The sequence below is a fragment of the Serratia sp. PL7 genome, from assembly GCF_945957435.1.
In genome coordinates this window covers 368,697-394,707 of sequence record NZ_CAMFLB010000005.1, presented here as the reverse complement: position 1 = coordinate 394,707, position 26,011 = coordinate 368,697, and the positions used below count along the sequence as shown (strand labels likewise).

Annotated in this window: 27 protein-coding genes and 1 riboswitch; of the genes, 4 read left to right on the top strand and 23 right to left on the bottom strand. The window is 53.7% G+C overall.

The genetic code is table 11. The features are described 5' to 3' along the window. Window positions 1-12 precede the first annotated feature (12 nt). Window positions 13-714 carry a Crp/Fnr family transcriptional regulator gene (locus tag N6G83_RS24200; RefSeq protein ID WP_024530799.1) on the bottom strand — a complete coding sequence of 234 codons (702 nt, stop codon included), beginning with the start codon at window positions 712-714 and terminating at the stop codon, window positions 13-15. A 232-nt stretch (window positions 715-946) separates the two neighbouring features. Next, window positions 947-1,615, bottom strand: coding sequence for a DUF3313 domain-containing protein (locus N6G83_RS24195; RefSeq protein WP_211134807.1), 669 nt, complete (start codon window positions 1,613-1,615; stop codon window positions 947-949). 1,103 nt (window positions 1,616-2,718) lie between these two features. Here N6G83_RS24195 and N6G83_RS24190 point away from each other — a divergent pair. Continuing rightward, complete coding sequence (locus tag N6G83_RS24190) at window positions 2,719-4,167, top strand: GGDEF domain-containing protein (RefSeq protein WP_211134806.1); 1,449 nt, start codon at window positions 2,719-2,721, stop codon at window positions 4,165-4,167. Between the two features lie 4 nt (window positions 4,168-4,171). Here the strand turns inward: N6G83_RS24190 and N6G83_RS24185 are convergent, their stop codons facing one another. Both N6G83_RS24185 and N6G83_RS24180 read right to left on the bottom strand, forming a co-directional pair. Then, a complete protein-coding gene (locus tag N6G83_RS24185) occupies window positions 4,172-4,333 on the bottom strand; it encodes a YnfU family zinc-binding protein (RefSeq protein WP_178380872.1) in 162 nt (53 codons plus the stop codon). A 73-nt stretch (window positions 4,334-4,406) separates the two neighbouring features. After that, window positions 4,407-4,889, bottom strand: a complete 483-nt coding sequence (locus N6G83_RS24180) for a cold-shock protein (RefSeq protein ID WP_024484952.1) — start codon at window positions 4,887-4,889, stop codon at window positions 4,407-4,409. 345 nt (window positions 4,890-5,234) lie between these two features. Between N6G83_RS24180 and cspE the strand changes: the two genes are divergently transcribed. Further along, window positions 5,235-5,444, top strand: a complete 210-nt coding sequence (gene cspE / locus N6G83_RS24175) for a transcription antiterminator/RNA stability regulator CspE (RefSeq protein ID WP_002210315.1) — start codon at window positions 5,235-5,237, stop codon at window positions 5,442-5,444. Between the two features lie 248 nt (window positions 5,445-5,692). Here the strand turns inward: cspE and crcB are convergent, their stop codons facing one another. Continuing rightward, window positions 5,693-6,076, bottom strand: coding sequence for a fluoride efflux transporter CrcB (gene crcB, locus N6G83_RS24170; protein WP_211134805.1), 384 nt, complete (start codon window positions 6,074-6,076; stop codon window positions 5,693-5,695). Between the two features lie 73 nt (window positions 6,077-6,149). Continuing rightward, window positions 6,150-6,213: riboswitch (Fluoride riboswitch) on the bottom strand. 242 nt (window positions 6,214-6,455) lie between these two features. Further along, a complete protein-coding gene (gene adrA / locus N6G83_RS24165) occupies window positions 6,456-7,541 on the bottom strand; it encodes a diguanylate cyclase AdrA (protein WP_074027918.1) in 1,086 nt (361 codons plus the stop codon). A 217-nt stretch (window positions 7,542-7,758) separates the two neighbouring features. Here adrA and tatA point away from each other — a divergent pair, with 217 nt between their 5' ends. Next, entirely contained in the window at window positions 7,759-7,965 is a 207-nt protein-coding gene (gene tatA, locus N6G83_RS24160) for a Sec-independent protein translocase subunit TatA (protein ID WP_024530804.1), read from the top strand. A 97-nt stretch (window positions 7,966-8,062) separates the two neighbouring features. On the opposite strand, the gene lipA is transcribed toward tatA, so the two are convergent. The 13 genes from lipA to leuS all read right to left on the bottom strand — a co-directional run bounded on the left by lipA (window position 8,063) and on the right by leuS (window position 21,554). Then, window positions 8,063-9,028 (bottom strand): lipoyl synthase, encoded by a 966-nt coding sequence (gene lipA, locus N6G83_RS24155; RefSeq protein ID WP_074027919.1) that lies wholly within the window; start codon window positions 9,026-9,028, stop codon window positions 8,063-8,065. Beyond that, on the bottom strand, window positions 9,021-9,689 hold the full coding sequence (gene lipB, locus N6G83_RS24150) for a lipoyl(octanoyl) transferase LipB (RefSeq protein ID WP_024483206.1): 669 nt from the start codon (window positions 9,687-9,689) through the stop codon (window positions 9,021-9,023). The genes lipA and lipB overlap by 8 nt, the downstream gene beginning before the upstream one ends. Before the next feature lie 136 nt (window positions 9,690-9,825). Then, the gene (gene ybeD / locus N6G83_RS24145; RefSeq protein ID WP_021180010.1) at window positions 9,826-10,092 is read right to left on the bottom strand and encodes a DUF493 family protein YbeD; all 267 of its coding nucleotides are present in this window, start codon (window positions 10,090-10,092) and stop codon (window positions 9,826-9,828) included. A 102-nt stretch (window positions 10,093-10,194) separates the two neighbouring features. Next, window positions 10,195-11,406: a D-alanyl-D-alanine carboxypeptidase DacA gene (dacA, locus tag N6G83_RS24140; protein ID WP_021180009.1), complete on the bottom strand. Its 1,212-nt coding sequence runs from the start codon at window positions 11,404-11,406 to the stop codon at window positions 10,195-10,197. 184 nt (window positions 11,407-11,590) lie between these two features. After that, window positions 11,591-12,670: an endolytic peptidoglycan transglycosylase RlpA gene (gene rlpA / locus N6G83_RS24135; RefSeq protein ID WP_211134804.1), complete on the bottom strand. Its 1,080-nt coding sequence runs from the start codon at window positions 12,668-12,670 to the stop codon at window positions 11,591-11,593. 10 nt (window positions 12,671-12,680) lie between these two features. Further along, window positions 12,681-13,793: a peptidoglycan glycosyltransferase MrdB gene (gene mrdB, locus N6G83_RS24130; RefSeq protein ID WP_024531303.1), complete on the bottom strand. Its 1,113-nt coding sequence runs from the start codon at window positions 13,791-13,793 to the stop codon at window positions 12,681-12,683. A gap of 8 nt (window positions 13,794-13,801) precedes the next feature. Then, window positions 13,802-15,697, bottom strand: a complete 1,896-nt coding sequence (mrdA, locus tag N6G83_RS24125; protein WP_024531304.1) for a peptidoglycan DD-transpeptidase MrdA — start codon at window positions 15,695-15,697, stop codon at window positions 13,802-13,804. Between the two features lie 38 nt (window positions 15,698-15,735). Continuing rightward, entirely contained in the window at window positions 15,736-16,206 is a 471-nt protein-coding gene (gene rlmH, locus N6G83_RS24120) for a 23S rRNA (pseudouridine(1915)-N(3))-methyltransferase RlmH (protein WP_004949595.1), read from the bottom strand. 3 nt (window positions 16,207-16,209) lie between these two features. Continuing rightward, window positions 16,210-16,527 carry a ribosome silencing factor gene (rsfS, locus tag N6G83_RS24115; RefSeq protein ID WP_021180005.1) on the bottom strand — a complete coding sequence of 106 codons (318 nt, stop codon included), beginning with the start codon at window positions 16,525-16,527 and terminating at the stop codon, window positions 16,210-16,212. A gap of 183 nt (window positions 16,528-16,710) precedes the next feature. Further along, window positions 16,711-17,373 (bottom strand): nicotinate-nucleotide adenylyltransferase, encoded by a 663-nt coding sequence (gene nadD / locus N6G83_RS24110; RefSeq protein ID WP_024531305.1) that lies wholly within the window; start codon window positions 17,371-17,373, stop codon window positions 16,711-16,713. Further along, complete coding sequence (gene holA / locus N6G83_RS24105) at window positions 17,363-18,397, bottom strand: DNA polymerase III subunit delta (protein WP_074027921.1); 1,035 nt, start codon at window positions 18,395-18,397, stop codon at window positions 17,363-17,365. Before holA ends, nadD begins: the two co-directional genes overlap by 11 nt. After that, the gene (lptE, locus tag N6G83_RS24100; protein ID WP_074027922.1) at window positions 18,394-18,957 is read right to left on the bottom strand and encodes an LPS assembly lipoprotein LptE; all 564 of its coding nucleotides are present in this window, start codon (window positions 18,955-18,957) and stop codon (window positions 18,394-18,396) included. Before lptE ends, holA begins: the two co-directional genes overlap by 4 nt. 14 nt (window positions 18,958-18,971) lie before the next feature. Then, window positions 18,972-21,554: a leucine--tRNA ligase gene (leuS, locus tag N6G83_RS24095; RefSeq protein ID WP_065686404.1), complete on the bottom strand. Its 2,583-nt coding sequence runs from the start codon at window positions 21,552-21,554 to the stop codon at window positions 18,972-18,974. Window positions 21,555-21,822: 268 nt separating this feature from the next. Here leuS and N6G83_RS24090 point away from each other — a divergent pair, with 268 nt between their 5' ends. Continuing rightward, entirely contained in the window at window positions 21,823-22,305 is a 483-nt protein-coding gene (locus N6G83_RS24090) for a zinc ribbon-containing protein (RefSeq protein ID WP_024531309.1), read from the top strand. 381 nt (window positions 22,306-22,686) lie between these two features. On the opposite strand, the gene rihA is transcribed toward N6G83_RS24090, so the two are convergent. The 4 genes from rihA to N6G83_RS24070 all read right to left on the bottom strand — a co-directional run bounded on the left by rihA (window position 22,687) and on the right by N6G83_RS24070 (window position 25,904). Then, window positions 22,687-23,619, bottom strand: a complete 933-nt coding sequence (gene rihA / locus N6G83_RS24085) for a pyrimidine-specific ribonucleoside hydrolase RihA (protein WP_211134803.1) — start codon at window positions 23,617-23,619, stop codon at window positions 22,687-22,689. A 145-nt stretch (window positions 23,620-23,764) separates the two neighbouring features. Continuing rightward, the gene (locus N6G83_RS24080) at window positions 23,765-24,490 is read right to left on the bottom strand and encodes an amino acid ABC transporter ATP-binding protein (RefSeq protein WP_021179998.1); all 726 of its coding nucleotides are present in this window, start codon (window positions 24,488-24,490) and stop codon (window positions 23,765-23,767) included. After that, on the bottom strand, window positions 24,490-25,164 hold the full coding sequence (gltK, locus tag N6G83_RS24075; protein WP_021805327.1) for a glutamate/aspartate ABC transporter permease GltK: 675 nt from the start codon (window positions 25,162-25,164) through the stop codon (window positions 24,490-24,492). Before gltK ends, N6G83_RS24080 begins: the two co-directional genes overlap by 1 nt. Then, window positions 25,164-25,904: an amino acid ABC transporter permease gene (locus N6G83_RS24070; protein ID WP_021179996.1), complete on the bottom strand. Its 741-nt coding sequence runs from the start codon at window positions 25,902-25,904 to the stop codon at window positions 25,164-25,166. The genes gltK and N6G83_RS24070 overlap by 1 nt, the downstream gene beginning before the upstream one ends. Window positions 25,905-26,011 lie beyond the last annotated feature (107 nt).

Here is a 26,011-nt window from a genome sequence, read left to right as displayed (position 1 = left end):
TGCGGCCAAAAATTAAAACCCGGCCTGCTGGTGTAACCGGACTGGGTCGATCACCGCAATCCGTTCACCGTTGACCGTAATAATTTGCTGCTCGCGCAGTTCAAACAGGATGCGGTTAATACTGCGTGGGGCCACGGCAAACTGTTCGCTGAGCTGTTGTTTATTAATGGTAATTTCTCCTTCATTTTGGGCTCCCTGGTGTTGGTAGCTTTGCCACAGCGCATGACAGACGCGCTGGTGCAATGAATAGAGACTGTCTTCACCCGCCTTTTTCGATAGCTGATAGTACTGGCTGCTGAACGACTGAATTATTTTCTGGTTGAAGTAATTGTCGACCGTCAGCCAGTGGCAAAAATCGGTGCGTGAAAGCGTTAGCAATGTAACTTCACTGGTTGCTTCTACCGAGCAGATATACGGCCGTTGCTCAAAAATCTCGAGCTCACCCAGCATATCTCCGGCATGATAACGTGCCTGTAAATATTTACGCCCATCGTCGGCATGAATAAATACGTCCACATTCCCCTGCGCTATCAGATGAAATTCATGACAAATTTCATGCTGTTGACATATCAGCGTGCCGGGCCTGACTTGCTGCAACTGCCAGCGGCGTAAAATAGCCAACGGGCAATATTTCAGCAGATCGTAAAGTATGGCATCACCGGTAACCAACTCGACAACGCTCAACCATTCACTGTTTTTTTTGTCGTTCTGCATAGCGTTAACTATAAAGTTCCTCGGCAGGTAAGGACAGGACGCCGGTCCGACGGCAACCTCAAAAAGGGGGTAAAACTGGAAGCTGGCTCTGATATTAGAATATTGGTCGGGACATTTGTCCCAGCTTGTTTATCGGCAGGGTGGTGATGTGATGGCACTCACATATTAAACGGAGAAATTGGGGGAGGGGTAAAGATGGGGAAAACCATTTCCCCATCTTTTGCTGCACAACTTATTGTTTCGGGAAGTTCACAACATCCGTCACCATATCATCGATGGCTTTCTTCACGTCGGCCAAGGTGATTGGGGCATTCTGATTGCTGACCGTTTTACCCAAGCCTTTACGGACTACGGCCAATACCGTTTTACCGGTATCTTGATCGATCAGCTTGATTTCCATGAATAACGCGGTGTCTTGCGTTCTGTGCCCGCTGGCAGCCATGGTGGTGGCGATGACGGCGGCAACAGGAACAACTTCATAGAATTGCACACCTTCGTTTTCAGCGGTTACCGCAGTAATGGCGACTTTAGCGACCAGTACGCGTGAGCCCGATGGGTTAGGCAACAGGGTTGTACGCTGTGCAACGGCATTTCTTAGTGAGGTGCTGGCGTACTCTCTGATCTGATCCAGCGTTTGCTGGCTTACACGCGCATTCGGTTTTGCCTGTGGGTAAAATACCAACGGTGAAATATAGATGCCACGATAGTTCGACTCTTTAAAACCTGGGGCGATCCAGCGTAAAACCTGATGCCCACTGGCGCTTTCAGTTTTCTGCAGTTTGCTATAGTCCTGCAGGAACCCGGAATACTGCGTAGTCTCTGCGACCTTAGAGGAACATCCCGCTAACAACATACCCGCAGCCAATACGGCCGCAGCAACGCCAAAACGATTTTTTTTCATATACTTCTCATCATGAAGTAGGGTTGGTTTGTGCTTAAAAAATATAGCACTAACCTGCAAGATAAGACATGAGATAGCTCTTGCAGAAAAATGATGTTGTTACAAATTGGTTTTTATTACGACAGGAATCGCTCATTAATAAACCTTGGCACTATGGCGCAGTGAAGGGATTTGTAGTACAACGCCAGCAATCCACTAGGCAAGCGGCTAACGGCAACTACACACGCCACAAAAATACCTGTTGCCATTGGTTACAAATAATGTCCTGACAGAGGGAAAATCGCAGGTTTGTCAGTGGCTTCTATCAGGCGTTACATCTGGCACATCATCCTTACCCAGGCATGACATTTCTATACACTCGCGCTGGTAATGTTATTCCAGCCCGATGATGTTGTGTTAGTCCTGTAGTGTATTACCATCCCTTTGATTTTATCCCGCCTTGTGCGGGATTTTTTTTGCGCGTCGGTCGCGTTCAATGCGTTAGCCCGTCTGGCAGCGGTTAGACCCCGTGGCGACTTGACGGTTAAAGAGGGGGGAAGCTTGGTGTGATCCACTTTTTCTGCACAATTGAGGGGTATGATAGGCCGGTTATTAGCCCGCTTGGGTTAACACTGCATTTCGTCACGTTATGCCCGGTTCCTAGCCGGGCTTTTTTACACCTAAGATTTGCTTAAGGTTGCTTTACCATCACGGCCCACGCTGGCCTGTGGGCCCGCGCTGTCACTGTCAATTTAGTTGTCGACCTTCAACCAACCCGCAGCTCTTTACGGGCTTTTTTCATTGCGCTTCTGCTAGCGTTGCAGGAAAATAACCCGTAAGTAAGAAGAGTCTTAATTTAATACCCTTATAATTTCTCATAGTTTGTTATTTCGGTAGCATTAACAATTTAGACTAAGCTGTTAACAACTACTTTCGTTAAAGGGATGAGTCTGGCGAACAGGGTTTTAAATTTTCAGCGGCGAATTAAGCTAATAAGACAAGATAAGGTTTTTGATTGATTTAATTGACCATTTTAATGGGCGTTGTGGTTCGTTGTAACTTTTTTTGGGGAAAGAAAGCATGCTTATAGTCAGTGTTGTTATTATTGCCTCGCAGGTTGTTTCATGAGCGTAGAAATACAGGCAAAACAGCGTTTGCCGGCCACGGTTCTGCTGGTCAATGTATTTTTACTGGCCTACCTGCTTTCCTTGTTTGGCATTTTTACTCGCCCGTTAGGATCGCTCTCCCTGTTTTGGCCAGTGAATGCCATTTTGCTTGGCTTGATGCTGCGTAAACCTGGCTATGCGACGATGTTGGGATGGGTTGGAACCTACCTTGGCATGATCGCCGCCGATCTGAGCACCGGCGAAAACTGGCCACTGGCACTTTGGCTAAATGCCTGCAATATGGCGCTGATTGCCACCGGCTATGCCGTGATGTCGATGCTGCCCAAGTCTCAACGGCGTATGGGCAAGCCCCAGGCAATTTTATATATGTTTACCGCCTGTCTGCTTGGGGCCGCGCTGTCGGCAACGCTGTCGGTGTTGCGCACTGACAGTCAATACAACAATACGCTGATCATTGCCTGGATGTCCTGGTTTAGCGAACAGTTCTCTACCAACCTGTTAATCCTGCCGGTCTTGCTGGCTGCACCACGCTTGAAGCAATTGCTGAGCCTGCAGTTTGGCTGGCAATGGCGTTCCAGTCTGCCTTTGCTGGCGTTGTTGCTCTCGTTGGTGCTTAGCGTGTATATCGGTGGACCGGGCGCGATAGCGTTCCCCATCCCTGCACTGCTATGGTGCGCCGTGCGTTATCATTTATTTACCGTCACCTTGCTGACGTTTCTCACCGGCGTGACGGAGATTGTCAGCATTTCTGCCAATCTGATGCTGTATCAAACACCAGGAGCGCGAGGGGCGGTCATGGATAGCCTGATGTCAGCACGTTTGGGGATTGCCATGTTGGTGATGGGGCCGCTGATTTTATCCAGCTCGATTGCCGTTAGCCGTAAACTGCTGCGCCGGCTGGAGCACAGTGCGAACCACGACTTCCTTACCGGTACACTGGCGCGTAGTGCTTTAACACGCAAAGGCAGGGAGTTGCTGGAACAGAAGCAGCGTACGAAGGAGGCGGTGTCGCTGTTGTTAATCGATATCGATCACTTCAAACTGATCAATGATACCCATGGCCATGCCATTGGTGACCATGTTTTGGCGGCATTCGCCCATATTTTGCGGCGTGAGCTACGCCATGACCAGTTATTTGGCCGTCTGGGAGGCGAAGAGTTTGCCATTATGCTGCCGCGGGCGCTGGGGACGCAGGCGGTGGCCCTGGGGGAACATTTGCGCCAGCGGATAGAAAGCGCCGAATTAAACCCCAATGGCAAGGCACCATTGCGGATCACAATTAGTGTGGGCGTGGCGAGTTTGGCAATGAATGAGAATAAGTCACTGGAACAGCTGATGAATATGGCGGATATTGCGCTTTATCGCGCCAAGTCTCAAGGCCGCAACTGTGTCGAATCGTTTAACATGGTCAGCGGCAGCAGCCTCAACCATGTCATATTCAAATAGCATTTTAGCCCTGCTTTGGCGTGAATTGCGTGCCACAGTTTGGGCAAATCAGGGTGCTGAGTTTACGCAGTTTTGAACATTGCTGTTCGGTAACATAAGCACACTTCGGGCAGGCAATTTGAGTGGTACGGTTATTGTAACCTTTAACGCTGGTGGATTCAGACATGTTGCGTACCTGTGTCAGGTGAAAACCCACGCTAACACAGGTGCCATCAAATAGCTTTGAATGTTTTCAGGAGCTATAGAGTCTTCAACGCCTGCACGGTTTCATCGATATCGATTTCATGCTCAGAGAAGACGTGAGTCGCGTTCTGGAAGGTGGTAACTGACAGCATACGCAGCGTTTCCGTGGCGGTTTGTGGCGCTTCGGCTACTTGCGGACGGATTCGGTTCATCAGTAATCCAACGGACAACACGGTGTTCTCTTTATCGACCTCCACCTTGACCGGTACTTCTTTGGTGAAGGTATCGAAGGACTTGATGCTGGAGATTTTGATTCTCTCGTTGGCGATGGTGATGTACTTGCTTGGTGCCTGTACCTTTACCGCATAGGCCGATGGCCCTTTGGTATTGTTGGTTGGCTCAAAGGTTACCAGCGCGTTTTTCTTAATCAGCTCTGGGTTTTGCACTTTAATCACGTGAAAATAACGATTTTCCCCGTTCTCGTCGGTGATAAAACCGAAGCCTTTGTCTTCAAAAAAAGTCGTTATCTTGCCGTTCATGGTCATTCTCATCAGGTCGTTCGTAACAGCGCTAATGATAACGCGTAATGCTGTGCAGTGACAGGGGGCGGAGTTCCATCAGCATGACGAAAGCTTAAAAGCGGTGGGTTGAGGGGCAATAATGGGACATGGAGAGGGTTAATCGGTTACTCAACGGTTTTTTGGCGGATTGGGCTGCCTTGGGCATCACTGGTAACCGCAGACATCAATTTACATGGCAAATAACCAACTTTTTCACTTTTTATCGATTTTATGTGATCTGTGTTGTGGACAAAATCCCGTCTAATTGCTGTACTGTATTGGACACACATTTTGTGTCTTACATTCACGTTAAAGGTAAGTTTGATGTCTAAGATTAAAGGTAGCGTTAAGTGGTTTAATGAATCTAAAGGTTTCGGTTTCATTACTCCAGAAGATGGTAGCAAGGACGTTTTCGTTCACTTCTCTGCCATCGCTAGCAATGGTTTCAAAACTCTTGCTGAAGGCCAGCGTGTAGAATTTGAAATCACGAACGGTGCCAAAGGGCCATCTGCTGCTAACGTTATCGCTATCTAAGCTACAGTAGCCAAAATTGTTAAAACCCGCTCCATGAGCGGGTTTTTTATGCTTGTTTTTCAGGCCGGGAGTGGTTAAGGGAACAGGTAAACCTTGATGAAGGCCAGGACGATCAGCACGCACGTCAGGGTGACAATCCATTCGGTAGTGGTTTTTGGCAGGTTAAACATTCAATTCCTCACTCAGCCCAAGATACTGAGCGAGGATTATCCCGATAGCAGATTAAGAAAACATTAAGCCCCGAGACTTTAATGGCCGTACAACGTTCTAACCAGCACAAAGGCTAACAACGTCATCGTCAGCGAACCCACCAGGTTGAGCAGCATATTGGCGATAGCCCAGACAACGCGCCCGTCCTGCAACAGATAAACCACTTCGAGTGAAAAGGTAGAGAAGGTGGTCAGCCCGCCGCAAAAGCCGGTAGTGATCAGCAGTTTCCAAACCGGATCAATGTGCGTCATGCGGATAAACAGCGCCAGAGCCAGCCCGATGATAAACCCCCCCACCAGGTTTACGGTCAAAGTGCCCAATGGAATATGCGGATGTAGAGGGTTGAGCTTAAGGCTTACTGCCCAGCGCAATACGCTACCCAAACCACCGCCAATAAACACAGCCAGTAAAGAACTCCACATGGTGATAAACCCTATTCTAAAGATGGAAGATGCTCAGAAAGGTTCAGGCAAGCGCCTACGCACCTCTCTGAGAGGTTACGTAGACATCATCAGCCTGTGAAAGGCGGTTATGGAGGAATGTCATCTCCGTTTGTTGGCACGAAGCAATCGCGCGCGGCAGATTTTACACCCTGTCGCTGTGGTTTTGCTAGCTGGATGGGTATTGCTAACAATTCTGCAATCGCTGTTCCCCCCAACCCTCCCCAAAAAGGGCAGGGAGCCAGTCAGGTGTTGTAGCCCGGCGCAGGAACATACGGTCCTCCTCTGCTTTGGGAGAGGGCTAGGCGGCGGAACAGACGAAAACCTGATTACGTTATCAACTTATCCACCAATCAAGTTATTAGCTTAATAAACTAGTGGGTTGGCATTGATGTTCGGCCCGCTCCTGCCTGTTGCGGCCATTATTTTTTGCTCGATATAGGGCGATATCGGCGGCCTTCAACCACTCCTGGTAGCCGGGCATCTCGGGCTGGTAATCGGCGATCCCGGCGCTGATATTCAATTTTAACCCAGGGGCTTCACGGAAGACGACTTCGTTCAGACTCTCCTGAATGCGGTTGAGCGCCAGGCTGGCCTGTTCGGCACTGGTATTTGGCAACACTGCGCCAAACTCGTCACCGCCGTAGCGGCCAACGATATCCACCGCCCGCAACCCTAGCACCAACTCTTCCGCCAGAACGATCAGCGCTTCATCCCCCAGCCCATGGCCAAAGGTGTCATTGATGTTTTTGAAATGGTCAATATCCATCAGGATCAGCGTAGCCGTATGATTATAGCGTCGGCAGCTGTCAAACTCATTGTGCAGCAGGTGTTCCCAATGGCGGCGGTTAAATACGCCGGTCAAGCCATCACGTGTGCTGATACGCAATAACTCCTGTTGCTTTTCTGCCAGCCTCTTGGCGGTTTGGTAGGTCACGTAGCCAAGGAAGACTGGGTAGATGAAGATCATCGGCAGACAAAGATAAACCTGCTGCGGAGTGGATTGTGGTGTAAAGGTGAAACCCAGTATCGCACTGGTAACCAGCGCCCCGATAATTTGCGCCATCAGCCCTTTGAAATACAGAGACGGCCCACCGGAGGCGATATTGTTCATCCCCATCATTGACAGGATCACCACGGCAGGGAGCGCATTGAAACCCATGATGGCGACCCACATCCCACCTAACAGCGCATCGATGAGTAGGTTGCGGATCTCGGTAGTGTAGGGGGCTTCGCTGCGGATAGACCATTGATAAGCGATATGTGGCCAGATAAAGCCATTCACTGCCAGCAAGATCCACACGCTAGTCGGCTGGTGCTCTGGATAGAGCGCCGTAAGTACGCACAAGAAACCAATCCCCAGGCCGACAATACGTGGCAGGTAGAGGCGCCTGGCGAAGTTAAGACCTGCACGCCGGGTGTTAAAAGCCGATGTAGCTGTAGGCATCCCATGTTTCCCTGTGATGAATTATGCAGCCGGTCTGGAGCCGGAAAAGCGAATAGCTAAGAATATGCCCTATAATCTAAGCATAGAACATCTCGGGTAGATCTCACCTTGTTACAACTGGTTGTTGTTATAGTCGAAAGAAAGTCGCTAAATACCTATAGACGAAGTTTGTTCCCGCGCTGCGTCCTGCAGCCATAAATGAATAAAGAAGGTGAATATGGAAGGTATCAGTATTACCAAGCTGTTGGTAATTGCGGTGTTGATCGTGTTGCTGTTCGGCACCAGCAAACTGCGTACTCTGGGCGCGGATCTGGGGGCGGCGCTGAAAGGCTTCAAAAAAGCGGTGGGCGAAGACACCCCTCCTGCACAGAATACGGCTGAAACGCCTACGGCGCAGCAGAGCGTCGAAAAGAAAGACGTTTAACCGCCTCTGCTGTTGAGCCATAAAAAAACGGATGCCCGTAAGGACATCCGTTTTTTGGCGTTAATCATTGACGAAACGTAACAAAAGATTACCGTGGTTACTTCACTTCCAGCCCTTTGGCCTGCAAGTCCGCATGATAGGACGAGCGCACAAACGGGCCGCAGGCAGCATGGGTAAAGCCCATTGCCATCGCTTCTTCTTTCATTTCGTCAAACTCCGCCGGGCTGACATAGCGCTGCACTGGCAGATGGTGACGGCTTGGTTGCAGATACTGCCCCAGCGTCAGCATGGTTACACCGTGACGACGCAGATCGCGCATCACTTCCACGATTTCCGCATTGGTTTCCCCTAACCCCACCATCAGGCCTGATTTGGTCGGGATAGAGGGGTGAGCTTCCTTAAAGCGCTCCAGCAACTTCAATGACCACTCGTAATTAGCCCCTGGGCGTACCTGGCGATAAACACGCGGCACGTTTTCCAGGTTGTGGTTAAACACGTCTGGTGGCGTGGCAGTAAGGATTTCTAGCGCACGATCCATACGGCCACGGAAGTCTGGCACCAGGGTTTCGATCTTGATGTTCGGGCTCTTGGCGCGGATGGCAGTAATACAGTCGGCAAAATGTTGAGCGCCACCGTCACGTAAATCGTCACGGTCAACCGAAGTGATCACCACATAGCGCAATGCCATGTCGGCAATGGTTTGCCCCAGCTTTTCCGGCTCATTGGCATCGGGAGCCACCGGGCGGCCGTGGGCCACGTCGCAGAATGGACAACGGCGGGTACAGATGGCCCCCAGGATCATGAAGGTAGCGGTACCGTGGTTAAAGCACTCAGACAGGTTCGGGCATGACGCCTCTTCGCACACCGAATGCAGGCCGTTTTTACGCATTGCGGCCTTGATGCCTTGAATGCGCGTAGAGTCGGCGGGCAGCTTGATCTTCATCCACTCGGGTTTGCGTAACAACTCCTGGCGTTCGGTGACAACCGTTTTTACCGGGATCAACGCCATTTTGTCTGCATCGCGGTACTTAACGCCGCGTTCCATCTGAATCGGTTTACTCATAATCGTGCAGGTTCCAGTTACGAAGCTCGACCGTCTGGTAGCCGAGTAAATGAACAAATTCCTGTACCAGAATGGGATGCACATCGGCGATCCCGACACCTGGTGCCAGCGCGCTGACTTGTGTCATCTGCATTCCGGCATAACCGCAGGGGTTGATGCGTTGGAAAGGGGTGAGATCCATGGCGACATTCAGGGCCAGGCCATGAAATGAGCTACCTTTGCGGATCCGCAAACCTAATGAACAAATCTTTTGTTCGCCCACGTATACGCCGGGCGCATCCGGGCGCGCGCGTGATTCGATCTTGAAATGGGCGAGGGTATTAATAACGGTCTCTTCCAAGGCCGTGACGAGTTGGCGTACTCCCACTTTATTGCGTTTCAGATCCACCATCACGTACAGCACCTGCTGGCCAGGGCCATGATAGGTGACCTGGCCACCGCGATCGCTTTGGATCACCGGGATATCGCCTGGCATCAGCAGGTGCTCTGCCTTACCGGCCTGGCCTTGGGTGAACACGGCTTGATGCTGCACCAGCCACAATTCATCTAGCGTGGACTCGTCACGGTGATTGGTGAAGCTGTGCATGGCTTGGGATACAGGCTCATAGGGCTGCAACCCTAGCTGACGGAGAATGATCTTATTGTGTTGCAAGCGGGGCATCGTCAGGTTACAGAAGTGGTAAAAAACATTATACCGGGCGCTCTGGTCCGCGACCAGCATTTATCCCTGACGAACCAGGGCAACCCGGACAGCAGTGGCGCTGAACCAGGTTGGCTGGCAGGGAGTTATGCTGTAATTACAGCACCATACGGACAATTTCAATATTGCCCAACTCTTCATACAACGTTTCCACCTGATCGATATGGGTGGCGGTGATGGTGATGGAAACGGAGTGGTAGTTACCTTTGCTGCTCGGTTTGACCTGCGGGTTGTAATCCCCTGGAGCATGGCGTTGCACCACTTCAACCACCTGGTCTACCAGCTCGGGGTGTGCCAGGCCCATTACCTTGTAGGTAAAGGTACAAGGGAATTCGAGCAGTTCGTTCAGTTTAGTCTTTTGCATGCGGGTGCGCTCCAGCTGTGGCGTATCTCTAAATTATAACTCCCGCCGGGGCGGGAGTTAGTGTTAATTGTTATATGGGGCCGAACTCAGCCGATTCAAGGGCTAGCCGAACCAGTGATGGAACATCAGGCGGATATAATCCACGATGCGGCCAAAGAAGCCACCTTCTTTCACTTCGTTCAGCACCACCAGTGGGCGCTGATCGATGGTTTTGCCATCCAGTTGGAAATTGATGGTACCAACCACCTGGTTTTTGGCCAGCGGAGCATGAATTTCCGGGGTATTCAGTACGTAGCTAGCTTTCAAATCTTTCATCCGGCCACGTGGGATGGTCAGGTAGGCATCTTTATCTACGCCCAGTTCGACGCGATCGGCATCGCCGAACCAAACGGGTTCAGAAGCGAACTCTTTACCTGCTTTCAGCGGCGCGACGGTTTCAAAGAAGCGGAAGCCCCAGGTCAGCAGTTTTTTGCTTTCGGTTTCACGGCCTTTGTAGGTACGGCCACCCAGCACGGCGGAGATCAGACGCATCTGGCCTTCCGTCGCTGAAGCCACCAGGTTATAACCCGCCGAGTTGGTGTGGCCGGTTTTAATCCCATCGACGTTCAGGCTGGTATCCCACAGCAGACCGTTACGGTTCAACTGCCGGATATTGTTGAAGGTGAACTCTTTTTCTTTATAGATAGCGTATTCGTCTGGCACATCGCGGATCAGCGCCTGGCCGATCAACGCCATATCACGCGCCGAGCTGAACTGGCCTTCCGCATCCAGGCCATGCACGGTTTGGAAGTGGGTATTTTGCAGGCCGAGCTGTTTTACGTAGGTATTCATCAGGTTAACGAACGCGTCCTGGCTACCCGCGACGTAGTCCGCCATGGCGACACAGGCATCGTTACCGGATTGCAGGTTGATACCACGAGTCAGCTTGGAAACCGGCACGCGGTCGCCTGGTTTGAGGAACATCAGCGAGGAACCTTTGAACACCGGGTTGCCGGTAGCCCAGGCGTCCTGACCCACGGTAACCAAATCGTCCTGGCCAATTTTGCCGGATTTCAGCGCCTGGCCGATGACGTAGCTGGTCATCATTTTGGTCAGGCTGGCAGGGTCGCGGCGTGCGTCGGCGTTCGATTCCGCCAACACTTTACCGGAGTTGTAATCAATCAGGATGTAAGCCTCGGCATCAATCTGCGGCACACCTGGGATCATGGTTTTAATATTAACGTCGTCTGCGTGGGCAACGGACGCTGCGCTGAGCGCGATGGCGGTGCCAAGCGTGAGGCTTTTGATTAAGCGAAAAGAGGTTACCTGTTTCATGATCGGGACTACAACATCCGTAAAAGTTAAGTTAAAAAACGAGTCACACTATAGCAGACGGGGCCCCGGCAGGCATTAGCCATTCGGCCGACAGTAGGGGGTTTACACAGATTTACCTGAAAGAAAATGTTTCAGATAAGTCAATGACCTGCTGTCGGCGGCATCGGCCTACCGAGTTTCACGACTAGGGTGCGGCAGTGATAAAGGACTGTTGTTGTGCCTCATTGGCCAGGCGCTGCTGCAGTTGTACCGCCTGTTGACGGTTGCTGAACGGGCCAAGCTGCACGCGGTAGACGGCGCCATTGGCGGCGACCTTACCGGGAACGCCGAACTGCTGGCTCAGCTGTTGTTGCCAGCTTTGCGCACGCTCGGCATTACTCAGGGCACCTACCTGTACGACATAGCTACCGCTGGCACTGGTTGCGGCTGCGGTGGCCACAACTGGGGCCGCAGTGGGCGCGCTGATGGCCGGCTGAGGTTCTGTCCCTTCCAATACGCCAGGGGCTAACGGCTGCGGCGCCCCAAGGAAACCACCGCTACGGCCAGTGGAGGCAGCAGGAGTAGCGCTGCTGTCGTTGTAGTTCATGTTGCCGTTATCAATCGCTTGAGCGGCAGGGGCGGCAACCGGTGCCGATTGCTGCATCTGCGTGTCCATCCCGCCGCCAGAGCTCAGATCCGGGCGCGGAGGCAGGGCGTAGCTCTGTTTGGCGACGACGGTACCCACGGTGCCTGGGCCGCTCAATGTGCCGTCTGGAGCTACCTTGATAAAGTCGACCTTCACCTTGGTATTGTTGGACAGGTTGAGGCGATCGGCGGCAGCTTTGGACAGATCGATAATCCGGCCTGAGGTATAAGGGCCGCGATCGTTCACGCGTACCACCAGTTGACGGCCATTGGCCAGGTTGGTGACGCGTACATAGCTTGGGATAGGCAAGGTAGGATGCGCAGCGGTCAGCGCATTGGGATCGAACTGCTCACCAATAGCGGTAGTATTGCCATTGGCCTCTTCGCCGTACCAGGCCGCCAGGCCGGTTTGCGAGAAGTTCTGCGGATCTTGCACGATACGATAAGTGTCGCCATTAACCTTATAATCCTGCAGAGTGCCAGGGTTATAGGGTTCATAGTGAGGCTCCACGCCGCCGATTTCGGTCACCGGCCCATTGTAGGCTTGTTGCACCGGAGCCTGTGTTTCTTCCGTCGTGGTACAGGCGGAAAGTAATACCGCAGCAGCAACCGCGCCGACCCAAAGCCATTCCTTACGCATTGCACACCTCTTATAGATTTTTAGACAACATTTTCCGATGCGTGTGGATCGACATCACGATGCCGAACCCAGCCATGAGTACGATCAGCGCCGACCCCCCGTAGCTGACCAAAGGCAAAGGTACGCCAACTACCGGTAAAATACCACTGACCATACCAATGTTAACAAACACATAGACGAACAGGATCAGCATCAGCCCACCGACCATCACGCGGCCAAAGGTGGTCTGTGCCCGTGCGGCGATCATCAGCCCGCGGATAATCACCAGCAGATACAGCGCGAGCAGCACCAGTACGCCGATCAGACCAAGCTCTTCCGCCAGCACCGCGAAGATAAAGTCGGTGTGGCGTTCCGGCAGGAATTCCAGTTGGGACTGGGTACCATGCAGCCAGCCCTTGCCCGACAGGCCGCCAGAACCGATGGCGATTTTTGACTGAATAATATGGTAGCCAGCCCCTAACGGATCGCTTTCCGGATCGAGCAGCATCATCACGCGGTCACGCTGATAGCCGTGCATCAGGAAGAACCACAACACCGGGATAAAGGCGGCCAACGCCACGGCAGCCACGGCGATCAGCTTCCAGCTCATTCCTGACAGGAACAGCACAAACAGGCCGGAGGCGGCGATCAGGATCGAGGTGCCCAGATCGGGCTGTGCGGCAACCAGCAAGGTGGGCATGAAGATCAGCACCAGCGCGATGCCGGTATTCTTCAGCGAAGGTGGGCACACGTCACGATTCATAAAGCGTGCGACCATCAGCGGCACGGCGATCTTGGCGATTTCCGAAGGCTGGAAGCGCACAAAGCCCAGATCCAGCCAGCGCTGTGCCCCTTTACTGATTTGGCCAAAAGCGTCCACCAGGATCAGCAAGATTACGCAGAAAATATACAGGTAGGGTGCCCAGCTTTCATAAACCCGCGGCGGGATTTGTGCCATCACGCCCATCACGATCAACCCCATCAGGATCTGGCCGATCTTGCGTTCCATCATGCCCATATCCTGGCCGCTGGCGCTCCACATCACGAAGGCGCTGTAGACCAGCAAGGCCAGAATAAACAACAGGAATGTGGGGTCGATATGGATTTTGGTCCAGATAGAGCCCTTTTGTTGGCTTTCAGTCATGTTCTACCTTAATCACCTTCTATACCTGGCGGCAGCGGTACTGCATCCGGTAATTGCGTATTGTTGTCGCCCAACAGGATGTGGTCGAGGATCTGACGGGTAATGGTGCCTACCGCCGGGCCTGAACCGCCGTTTTCCAGAATGATGGCCACCGAAACCGTTGGGTTATCAAACGGGGCAAAGGCTGTCATCAATTTATGGTCCCGCAGGTGCTCAGCGAGTTTGTGGGCGTTATAGGTTTCATAGCCGAATACCTGCGCGGTACCCGATTTTGCCGCGGCTTTATACGGTGTCTTTTCAAAGAACTTGCGTGCCGTGCCGTTAGGCCGGTTGGCAACGCCGTACATGCCGTCTTTGGCTATTTCCCAGAAGCCTGAATGGATATCGCCGATCTGTTTGCTCTCTTTTTGCTTGAACGGCACCAGTACGCCGTTGATCTTGGTGCTTTGCAACAGATGCGGATCTTTGACGTTGCCGTCGTTAATCAGGGTGTTCAGCGCCTTGGACATCTGGATCGGCGTAGCGGTCCAGTAGCCTTGGCCGATGCCCACCGGAATGGTGTCGCCCTGATACCACGGTTTCTTGTAACGTTTGAATTTCCAGTCGCGTGTTGGCATCAGGCCGGAACGCTCTTCGGAAAGATCGATACCGGTATATTCGCCGTAGCCGAATTTGGTCAGCCAGGTCGACAGGCGATCGATCCCCATATCGTACGCTACCTGATAGAAGTAGGTGTCCGCAGACTCCTCCAGCGCTTTGGTGACGTTGAGGCGGCCATGCCCCCATTTTTTCCAGTCACGGAAGCGTTTTTCAGAGCCTGGCAACTGCCACCAGCCCGGATCGAACACGACGGTATTTTTGGTGATCACCCCGGCACTGAGAGCGGAGACGGCAATATAGGGTTTAACCGTGGAGGCCGGCGGGTACACCCCTTGGGTGGCGCGGTTGATCAGTGGGCGATTCGGATCGTTGAGCAGCCCCTGGTAATCCTTGTTGGAGATGCCATCAACAAACAGGTTCGGATCGTAGCTAGGGTTGGAAACCATCGCCAGAATTCCCCCGGTGCGCGGATCGCTGACCACCACGGCGGCACGGCTGCCCACCAGCAACTGCTCGATATAGCGTTGCAGGTTGAGATCAAGCGTCAGATAAACGTCTTTACCGGCGGAAGGTGGTTGCTCATGCAATTGGCGGATCACCCGGCCACGGTTGTTGACTTCAACCTCTTCATAGCCGGTTTTGCCATGCAGGACATCTTCATAATAGCGTTCGATACCCAGCTTGCCGATATCATGGGTAGCGGCATAGTTGCGTAGCTGGCCGTCTTTGTCCAGGCGCTCGAGGTCGCGGTCGTTAATTTTCGACACGTAACCGATCACGTGGGTGAGGGCAGACCCGTAAGGATAATAGCGGCGTTGATAGCCTTTGACTTCCGCGCCGGGAAAGCGGAATTGATTGACGGCAAAACGGGCCACCTGCACTTCGGTCAGTGGGGTTTTCACCGGGATCGAGACGAAACGGCGCGAGCGCTTGCGCTCTTTTTCAAAGTTGGCGATATCGTCGTCGGTGAGATCGACCACCGGGCGCAAGGCCTCCAGCGTGGCTTTCAGATCGTCCACCTTCTCCGGCATCAGTTCCAACTGGTAAATGGTGCGGTTAAGCGCCAGCGGTGTGCCGTTGCGATCGTAAATAATGCCGCGGCTGGGGGCGATAGGCAGCAGCTTGATGCGGTTTTCATTGGAGCGGGTGCGGTAATCTTCAAAACGCACGATTTGCAGATTATACAGATTGGCAATCAGGATGCCTGTCAGCACCAGAATGATAAAAAACGCCACCACGGCGCGGCGTACAAACAGGGCGGACTCGGCCGTATAGTCGCGAAAAGGGTTACGTTCTATTTTCATCCCGCTGCTTTTTTTCACTCTGTTACTGTCACCACCGGTTACTCCCGGTGGTAAGGATGATTTGTAGTAATACTCCAGGCGCGGTAGAGGCTCTCTGCCACCAAAACACGCACTAAAGGATGCGGTAACGTTAACGGGGAAAGCGACCAGCTTTGCTCAGCGGCGGCTTTACAGGCCGGAGCCAGCCCCTCAGGGCCGCCAATCAACAGGCTGACGTTGCGGCCATCCTGTTTCCAGCGCTCGAGCTGTTGTGCCAACTGGGGCGTTTCCCACGGAGTGCCTGGGATATCCAATGTAACGATGCGGTTACCTTTGCCCACCGCTGCCAGCATCTGCTCGCCTTCCTTTTCCAGAATGCGTTTGATATCCGCATTCTTGCCGCGTTTGCCCGCCGGGATCTCGGTCAGCTCAAACGGCATATCTTTTGGAAAGCGATGCAGGTAATCCATAAAGCCGGTCTGCACCCAGTCGGGCATTTTGGTGCCGACTGCAACCAATTGCAGTTTCACCGCTTAACCCCAGAGCTTTTCCAGTTCGTACAATTGGCGACTTTCTTCTTGCATCACGTGCACAATCACTTCGCCCAGATCGACCACTACCCAGTCGGAAACGGCCTGGCCTTTCATACCATACAGTTCCATACCGGCATCGCGGGCTTCTTGCACGACGTGTTCGGCAATTGACATCACATGGCGGCTTGAGGTGCCGGTACAGATGATCATGCAGTCGGTGATGCTGGATTTGCCCTGAACATCCAGAGCGACAATATCTTGACCTTTCATGTCATCAATTTTATCGATAACGAAATCTTGGAGCGCTTTACCTTGCAAAGGTTCCCCCTCGGGTTGTTCTGTTCATCAGGAAGCTGAGGGCAACTGCCCAAAGTCACTGGCCTGAATCGTGATGGTTTCGGCAGGATGCCGCTGAAAGCCTGCTGGTTTTGCCCAGCTAGCCAAGATCCTTGGGGTTTTCAGCGGATACCTGAAAAATAGCGGCGCAGTATAGCATGCGGCCTATCGATATAAACCCTGTAACTCGATATAACGCTGCACCGGGCGCGGCAGTAAATCGTCACAGCTGATGCCTTGGTGACGGCGCTGGCGTATCTCGGTGGCGGATATCTCCAGTAAAGGGGTATCTGCCAGGTAGATAAACCCGTGCGGCTGGCGGCTGAGCAGGGTGGCATCGGCGATCTGGTGTTGTTCCAGCCAGCGTTGCAGCTCTGGCGTATCCATCTGCTGGTTGTAACCCGGGCGCGCCAGCACCAGAAGGTGGCAGAAATGCAACAGGTCTTGCCAGCGATGCCATTTGTGCAGGCTCAGCAGCGAATCCTGGCCAATAATAAACGCCAGAGGCGCTGCGGCGCCACGTTCTTTACGAATCGTTTCGAAAGTCTCGATGGTGTAGGACGCGGTGGTGCGGTGCAATTCACGATCGTCCACGGTAAACAACGGGTTACCGGCAATCGCCAGCTCAACCATGGTTAGCCGCTGCTGCGCGTTAGCTTCCGGCTGTGGCCGATGGGGAGGCACATGGTTGGGCAACAATGTGACCTTATCAAGGCCGACTTCTTCAGCCAAGGCTGCCACCGGGCGCAGATGGCCGTAGTGGATTGGGTCAAAGGTGCCACCGAAAAAGGCGTGCAGGGTATGTGGATGTTGCGGGCTAGTAGGCATCGGTGATACTCGTGGCCAGAGGTTTGCCGCAAAGCAGCATCGACAGGGTTTCCAGCTCTGGCCAAACCGACTGGCCGTAGTCTTTCTTGAGGGTGAGCTCAATTTGCGCCAACAGATGCACTGCCTGGCGCAATTGTTGACCTGACAGACGTTGCAGAGCCTGAGTGATCAGGCTGCGGCGGTTTTGCCAGACCTTGAGTTGATCGAATAGCGTACGTAGCGGGGTGTGCGCCATGCGACGTTGCAGGTTCAGCAACATCAGCAGTTCCCGTTGCAGGGTACGCAGCAAGATCACCGGCTCGACATCCTCTTGCTGGAGCTGCCGCAAGATATGCCAGGCACGTTTGCTCTTGCCTGCCAGCAGGGCATCCAGCCAGTGGAACGGGCTGAAGTGGGCAGCATCGTTTACCGCCTGCTCTACGCGGGGCAGCGTCAGTTTACCATCGGGGTGCAGCAGCGATAGCCGTTCCAACGCCTGCGAAAGTGCCAGCAGGTTGCCTTCATAGCAGTAACACAGTAGTTGATTGGCTGCGTCATCGAGATCCAGTTGCATGGATTTGGCTCGCTGGGCGACCCAGCGCGGCAGCTGTGCCTGTTCCGGCGTTTGGCAACTGACCATGACGCCATTGGCGCTGAGTGCCTTGAACCAGGCGCTGTTCTCCTGGGCTTTGGTCAGGCGCGGGCCGCGCAGTACCAACAGGATATCGTCATGCAGCAAAGCGGCCAGCTTGACCAGTTGCTCACCGATCGGGGCCGTTGGGCCGTTCTCGGGGAAAATCAGCAACAGGGTTTGCCGGCTGGCAAACAGGCTCATAGCCTGGCAGATGCTGAAGATGGCATCCCAGTCGGTATGGACATCCAGGGAAATGCTGTAATGCTCGGTGAACTGCTGCTGCTGGGCGGCCTGACGGATCAGATCCTGGCTTTCCTGCAGCAACAAGGGTTCGTTTCCGCTCAATAAATAACAAGCGCGCAGCCCCTCTCGGAGCTGCGCGGCAAGTTGTTCAGGATAAAGACGGATCATTGTGCTGCGGTACTGGCCGCTTTTTCACCGGCGATGGCGGCTTTTTCTTGCGTTTCCAGCACCGCCGCGTGCACCGCCAGCATTTTACGCAGAATTTGCTGGGCAGCTTGCTCACGCATTTCCTGCATAATGATGTCCTGCTCGGAGTCTTTGGCCAACGCAGTCAACGGGTTATCAAAGAATGAACGGAAGACTTTGACGTTGATCGGGTAAATGTCATGGCCCGGGATCAGCACCTGAGCCTGCACCGTCATCACCAATTGATACTCCGCGGTTTTACCATCCTGGAAGATCGAAACCGTATCCTGGCTTTGCGTCGAATTGACGATGCGCAGTGACGGGACTTCCTTGTGGGCCGGATCGTATTTGACCACGGTAGCCCCGCTTAGACGCAATTGCTCGCGCACGGCACGGGTCAGTGGGCCAAAGGGATCGTAGCTGTCCAGGATCAGCGTATGCAATTCTGTGGGCACCTGCGCGGTGCCACGCAGATGAAAACCGCAGCCGGCGGTGACAAGCACCACCAACCCCAGCAACAACGTCAGAATACGAAGTCGCACAAAGCCTCCTTGTGTTAACCCACAACCAGGTTAAGCAATTTGCCTGGAACATAGATCACTTTACGTACCGTGACCCCTTCCAGATATTTGGCCACCAGATGCTCCTGGGCGGCGCGCTCACGCACTTGTTCTTCGGTGGCATCGGCTGGCACGGTGACTTTTGCCCGTACCTTGCCGTTAACCTGTACCACCACCAGTTTGGAGTCTTCCACCATGGCAGCTTCGTCAGCCACCGGCCATGGCGCAGTGTCTACGTCGCCTTCGGCGTTCAATGCCTGCCAAAGGGTGAAACAGACGTGTGGTGTGAACGGATACAGCATACGTACCACGGCCAGCAAAGCCTCTTGCAGCAGCGCGCGATCCTGTTCACTTTCCTGCGGCGCACGGCCCAGCTTGTTCATCAGCTCCATCACGGCGGCGATGGCGGTGTTGAAGGTCTGGCGGCGGCCGATATCGTCGGTCACTTTGGCGATGGTTTTATGCACGTCGCGGCGCAGGGCTTTCTGATCTTCATTGAGCTCGCTGACGTTCAGTGGCTGAACCGCCCCTTGCTCAACGTGGTCGTAGGCCAGTTTCCAGACGCGCTTGAGGAAGCGGTTTGCCCCTTCAACGCCAGATTCTTGCCATTCCAGCGTCATTTCTGCCGGAGAAGCAAACATCATAAACAGACGCACGGTATCCGCGCCGTATTTCTCTACCATCACCTGAGGGTCGATGCCGTTGTTCTTCGACTTCGACATTTTGCTCATGCCAGCATAGACCAGTTCACGGCCTTCAGGATCGGTTGCTTTGACAATGCGGCCTTTCTCGTCACGTTCGACGGTGGCATCAACCGGGGATACCCAGACGCGTTCGCCGCTGGTGCCGGTGTAGTAGAAGGCATCGGCCAACACCATGCCTTGGCACAGCAGGCGTTTGGCAGGCTCGTCTGAATCGACCAGGCCAGCGTCGCGCATCAGCTTGTGGAAGAAGCGGAAATACATCAGGTGCATGATGGCGTGTTCGATCCCGCCAACATATTGATCGACCGGCAGCCAGTAGTTGGCTGCAGCCGGATCCAGCATGCCTTTATCGTACTGCGGGCAGGTGTAGCGAGCGTAGTACCAGGAAGACTCCATAAAGGTGTCGAAGGTGTCGGTTTCACGCAGCGCCGGCTGGCCGTTAACGGTGGTTTTTGCCCACTCGGGATCGGCTTTGATCGGGCTGGTAATGCCGTCCATCACCACATCTTCCGGCAGGATCACCGGCAGTTGGTCTTCTGGCGTTGGCATGACGGTGCCGTCTTCCAGGGTGACCATTGGGATTGGAGCACCCCAGTAGCGCTGACGGGAAACGCCCCAGTCGCGCAGACGGTAGTTCACCTTGCGCTGGCCGACGCCTTTGGCCACCAGCTTGTCGGCGATGGCGTTAAAGCCTGCCAGGTGATCCAGGCCGTCGAATTCGCCGGAGTTGAACAGGGTGCCTTTTTCGGTCATCGCTTCGGCGCTGACGTCTGGCTTGCTGCCGTCCAGGTTCAAAATGACCGGTTTGATCTGCAGATCGTATTTGGTGGCGAACTCCCAGTCACGCTGATCGTGGCCAGGGACGGCCATTACCGCGCCGGTGCCGTATTCCATCAGAACGAAGTTGGCGACCCAGATTGGCAACTTCTCTCCGCTCAACGGATGAATGGCAAACAGGCCGGTGGCCATGCCTTTCTTCTCCATGGTGGCCATTTCGGCTTCGGCAACCTTGGTGTTGCGGCATTCGTCGATGAAGTCTGTCAGCGCCGGGTTATTGACCGCGCCCTGCTGTGCCAGCGGGTGACCAGCGGCAACGGCGACATAGGTCGCACCCATAAAGGTGTCTGGGCGGGTGGTGTAAACGGTGACTTTCTCAGCGCTGTCGGCAACGTCGAAGGTGATTTCTACCCCTTCGGAACGGCCAATCCAGTTGCGCTGCATGGTTTTCACCTGCTCTGGCCAGCTTTCCAGCGTGTCCAGATCGTTGAGCAGTTGATCGGCGTAATCAGTGATTTTAATAAACCACTGTGGGATCTCTTTACGCTCAACCTTGGTATCACAGCGCCAGCAGCAGCCGTCGATAACCTGTTCGTTGGCCAGCACGGTCAGATCGTGTGGGCACCAGTTCACCGCCGAGGTCTTCTTGTAGACCATGCCTTTTTCGTACAGCTTGGTGAAGAACCACTGTTCCCAACGGTAGTAGTCAGGATCGCAGGTGGCGATCTCGCGGTCCCAGTCATAGCCGAAGCCCAGCAGTTTCAGCTGGTTCTTCATATATTCGATGTTGTCGTAGGTCCAAGGGGCCGGTGCGGTTTTGTTTTTTACCGCCGCGCCTTCGGCTGGCAGGCCAAACGCATCCCAGCCAATTGGCTGCAGCACGTTTTTGCCCAGCATACGCTGGTAGCGGGAGATCACGTCGCCAATGGTGTAGTTCCGAACATGACCCATGTGCAGACGACCAGAAGGGTATGGCAGCATGGATAGGCAGTAATACTTTTCCTTGCTGGCGTCTTCGGTAACCTTGAAAGTTTGCTTCTCTTGCCAGTGAAGCTGTACGTTCGATTCTATCTCTTCGGGGCGGTATTGCTCTTGCATGGCGGCCGATGGTCCTGTAGGTGTGTAACAGCTACATCCGTAGCATTCTGTGAGTATCTATAGATCTGCATAGCATAGCTGATAAGACCCGCCAGCAACAACACCAAGCGGCCCGACTCGACGTATTAAAAAAATATCTGTGCCATGATGTGACTCACAATCTGCCAAAACCTCACCTAGCCAAGCCACATCAGTGATTTACGACTAAAATAATAACGAGTAGTTTGAGGGGAGAAGTCCTGTCGCAGTAGTTCATCGAGGAGAAGCTATGAACAAGGTTGCTCAGTATTACCGCGAGTTGGTGACGTCGCTGACGGAACGTTTAAAGAACGGTGAGCGAGACATTGACCAATTGGTCGCCAGCGCTGAGAAACGTTTGAACGAGGTGGAGGAACTCAGCCGTACGGAAGTGGAGCAGTTGACCCGGGCGGTGCGCCGCGATCTGGAAGAGTTCGCCCGCAGTTATGAGGAGAGCCGGGAGGAATTCACCGACAGCGTGTTTATGCGCGTAATTAAGGAAAGCCTGTGGCAGGAACTGGCGGATATCACCGATAAAACCCAGCTGGAGTGGCGTGAGGTGTTTAAAGATGTCAGCCATCATGGCGTCTACCACAGCGGTGAGGTGGTCGGGCTGGGCAATCTGGTGTGTGAGAAATGCCATCACCATCTGGCTTTCTATACGCCGGAAGTGCTGCCTTTGTGCCCGAAGTGCGGCCACGATCAGTTCCAACGCCGGCCGTTTGAGCCTTGATATATTGGCAGAGATGTTAGGTTAAATAGCTGTGACGATGGATGTTACAGATGGGGATTATGCAGAACGCCGACACGCCGTAAACCCGTCCATGGGGGCTCGCAATCGCGCATCCTTGCGCTCAACGGTCGGCTAACCTGCATAATCCCCACCTATCAGAGGCTTCGGCGTAGCGGTAAAAAGCGGGTTCGGAGTTGTGTTCAGGTGCTGGGGGGATCTGTCTGGAGCGCTTGGTTGGTTCGTGCTGCTTCGGGAAGTTGGGAATAAAGGAATTACGCAGAAAAATCAACAAGTCCTCTCATCCAAGGTGCGTCACCGTATTTTCAGGCCCGCTCGATCGGTTCCCTCTCCCTGTGGGAGAGGGTTAGGGTGAGGGGAAATTTAATAACGTGAAACGCACTCAACCATCAGATCGATAAAGCCCTGGCGGTTGATATGGGTCAACACCTCGACGTTGGCCGATTTACCGTTTTGGCCAAACTCATCCACCACCGTCATGCCCACGGTGTATTGACCCTGGGTCTCCACACCCACCCACAACTCACGGCTTTCAAACAGCTCCGGGGCCAGCAGCCAGGCGATGGTACAAGGATCATGCATGGCAGCACCAGGCAGGCCACGCGGGTGGCTGAGGTACAACGGCAGGTAGAAATCGAGCATGCTGGCTACCGCTGCCGCTACCGGATTATTAATGCTGCGGATGCGTTCGATATCCTGCGGTAACACCAATGCCTGATGGGTGACGTTCAACCCGGCCATGGTCAGCGGCACGCCGGATTGCAGCACGATTTCGGCCGCTTCCGGATCGACGTAGATATTGAATTCGGCCACCGGCGTGGTGTTGCCTGCATTCAGCCCACCGCCCATAAACACGATGCGTTCAATCTTGCTTTTCAGCTCTGCGTGCTGTGACAGCAGCAAGGCAATATTGGTCATCGGGCCGGTTACTACCAGCGTAATCGGCTCTGGGCTGGTACGCAGCAGATCGGCAATCAACTCGACCGCAGTTTGCTTTACAGGCTGAAAATCCGGTACTGGCAGATGGGTGTTGCCCATACCGGTGTCACCGTGCACGTAATCGGCAATGACCAGATCGCGCATCAAGGGCTTGGCGGCACCGCCTGCGACCATAACATCTTGCCGTTGCATCAGCGTCAGCAGTCCAAGGGCGTTATGCAGGGTTTTTTGCGGTGTTTGGTTACCGGCGGAAGTGGTGACGGCTTTAACATCTAACGTAGGGGCGCGTAGTGCCATGGCAAGGGCAATAGCGTCATCAAGACCTGGATCACAATCGATAATAATAGGGCGGGACATCACTTTCTCCTTCAGCGTTATTGTTTTACCCACAGTCTTGCAAGCCGCAACTTACAGTTCATGGTGGGGACTCTGAGGATCGGGGGAAATGATGGCAGAAACAAGCACTATTGATGCGCCCCGGGGCCAGGGCGCATCTGACACATCAATGCAGGATTTTGGCCAGGAAGTCTTTGGCACGTTCTGACTGTGGGTTGTTGAAGAAGTCATCTTTATTGGTGTCTTCCACAATCTTCCCTTCATCCATAAAGATCACCCGATGGGCCACCTTACGGGCAAAGCCCATTTCGTGGGTCACTACCATCATGGTCATCCCTTCCTGTGCCAATTTGACCATGACGTCCAGCACTTCGTTGATCATTTCCGGATCGAGCGCCGAGGTGGGTTCATCAAACAGCATGGCGATCGGATCCATACACAGCGCACGGGCAATTGCCACACGCTGCTGCTGGCCACCAGAGAGCTGCCCAGGGAACTTTTCGGCATGTGCCGACAGGCCCACGCGCTCCAGCAGTTTCAGGGCTTTATCGCGTGAGGCGGCCTTGTCGCGCTTGAGGACTTTAACCTGCGCCAGCGTCAGGTTTTCAATGATCGACAGGTGAGGGAACAGTTCAAAATGCTGGAACACCATCCCCACTTTGGAGCGTAGTTGCGCCAGGTTGGTGCTCTTGTTGTTGACCTGAATACCGTTAACCTCGATATCGCCTTTCTGGATCGGCTCGAGCCCGTTGACGGTTTTAATCAGGGTTGATTTGCCTGAGCCGGAAGGACCGCAGACCACCACCACTTCGCCTTTTTTGACTTCGGTGGTGCAGTCGGTCAGAACCTGAAAGTGACCGTACCACTTAGAAACATTTTTCAGGGATATCATCAAACCGTCCTTTTCTTCAAATAGCTTACCAGCGCCGAGGCGGCGAGACTGATAACAAAATAGACCAAACCGGCGAACAGGATCATTTCCACCTGCGTACCGTCACGCTCACCAATGGTTGAAGCGGTGCGGAAGAAATCGGCCAGGCTAAGTACGTACACCAGCGAGGTATCCTGGAACAACACGATCCCCTGGGTCAGCAGCAGCGGCACCATGGCGCGGAACGCTTGCGGCAAGATCACCAGCCGCATCGATTGCCACTGGGTCATACCCAACGCCAGCGAGGCAGAGGACTGACCGCGCGAGACGCTTTCAATGCCTGCCCGGATAATTTCCGAGTAGTAGGCGGCTTCAAACAGCGAAAAGGCTACCATAGCCGAGATAAGGCGAATATCGGTTTTCGGTGACAGCCCAAGAACTTGTTGTAATAAGCTTGGAACCACCAGATAGAACCACAGCAGCACCATCACCAGCGGTACGGAGCGGAACAGGTTGACGTACAGCGCCGCAAACCAGCTGATCGGCTTGATCGGCGACAGGCGCATCACCGCCAAAACGGTGCCCCAGAGGATACCGAACACAATAGCCGTCACGGTGATTTTCAGCGTGACGACCAGCCCTTGCAGCAGATACGGGAAGCTTGGGACAATCGATCCCCAATCAAATTGGTACATTATTTACTCCCCATATGGCCAGGTAACTGCACTTTCTTCTCGACAATACGCATAAACAGCATGATGACGGCGTTGATAGCGACATAGGCGAGGGTGATGGCAGTAAAGGATTCATAGGCGTGTGCGGAGTAATCCAGCAGCTTCCCGGCCTGAGCGGCCATATCCACCAGCCCGATGGTTGAGGCGATGGCGGAGTTTTTTACCAGGTTGAGCATTTCCGAGGTCATCGGCGGAACGATCACCCGATAGGCGTTGGGCAGCAGCACATAGCGATAGGTTTGTGGCAGCGTCAGGCCCATTGCCAGCCCGGCCGCCTGTTGGCCGCGTGGCAGGGATTGGATTGCAGCACGTACCTGTTCACAAACGCGTGCGGCGGTAAACAACCCAAGGCACAGCATGGAAGAAACAAAGAATTGTACGTTGGGATCGAGCTCGCTCTTGAACCACATGCCGATATCGGCTGGCAGCAGCTCCGGCATCACCAGATACCAGGTAAAAAATTGCACGATTAGCGGCACGTTACGGAACAGTTCGACGTAACAGGTACCTAGTGAGGAGAGAAAACGGTTGGGTACGGTACGCAAAATACCGAACAGTGAACCGACAAAGAAGGCAATAATCCATGCACAGACGGAGAGGGCGACCGTAACCTGAAAGCCGGACCAGATCCAGCCCAGGTAGGTGGTATTCCCAAACGGGGCCTGCTGCAGAAAGATACCCCAGTTCCAATCTATTGACATAACGAACTCCGTTTAACAGGTGCAGAACACCTTACAACTTGATGACCGTGCAGTCGTGGCGCACGCCAGTCATGCTGGCTTTTGGGTGTGCCCCGAGTCGTGTTTAG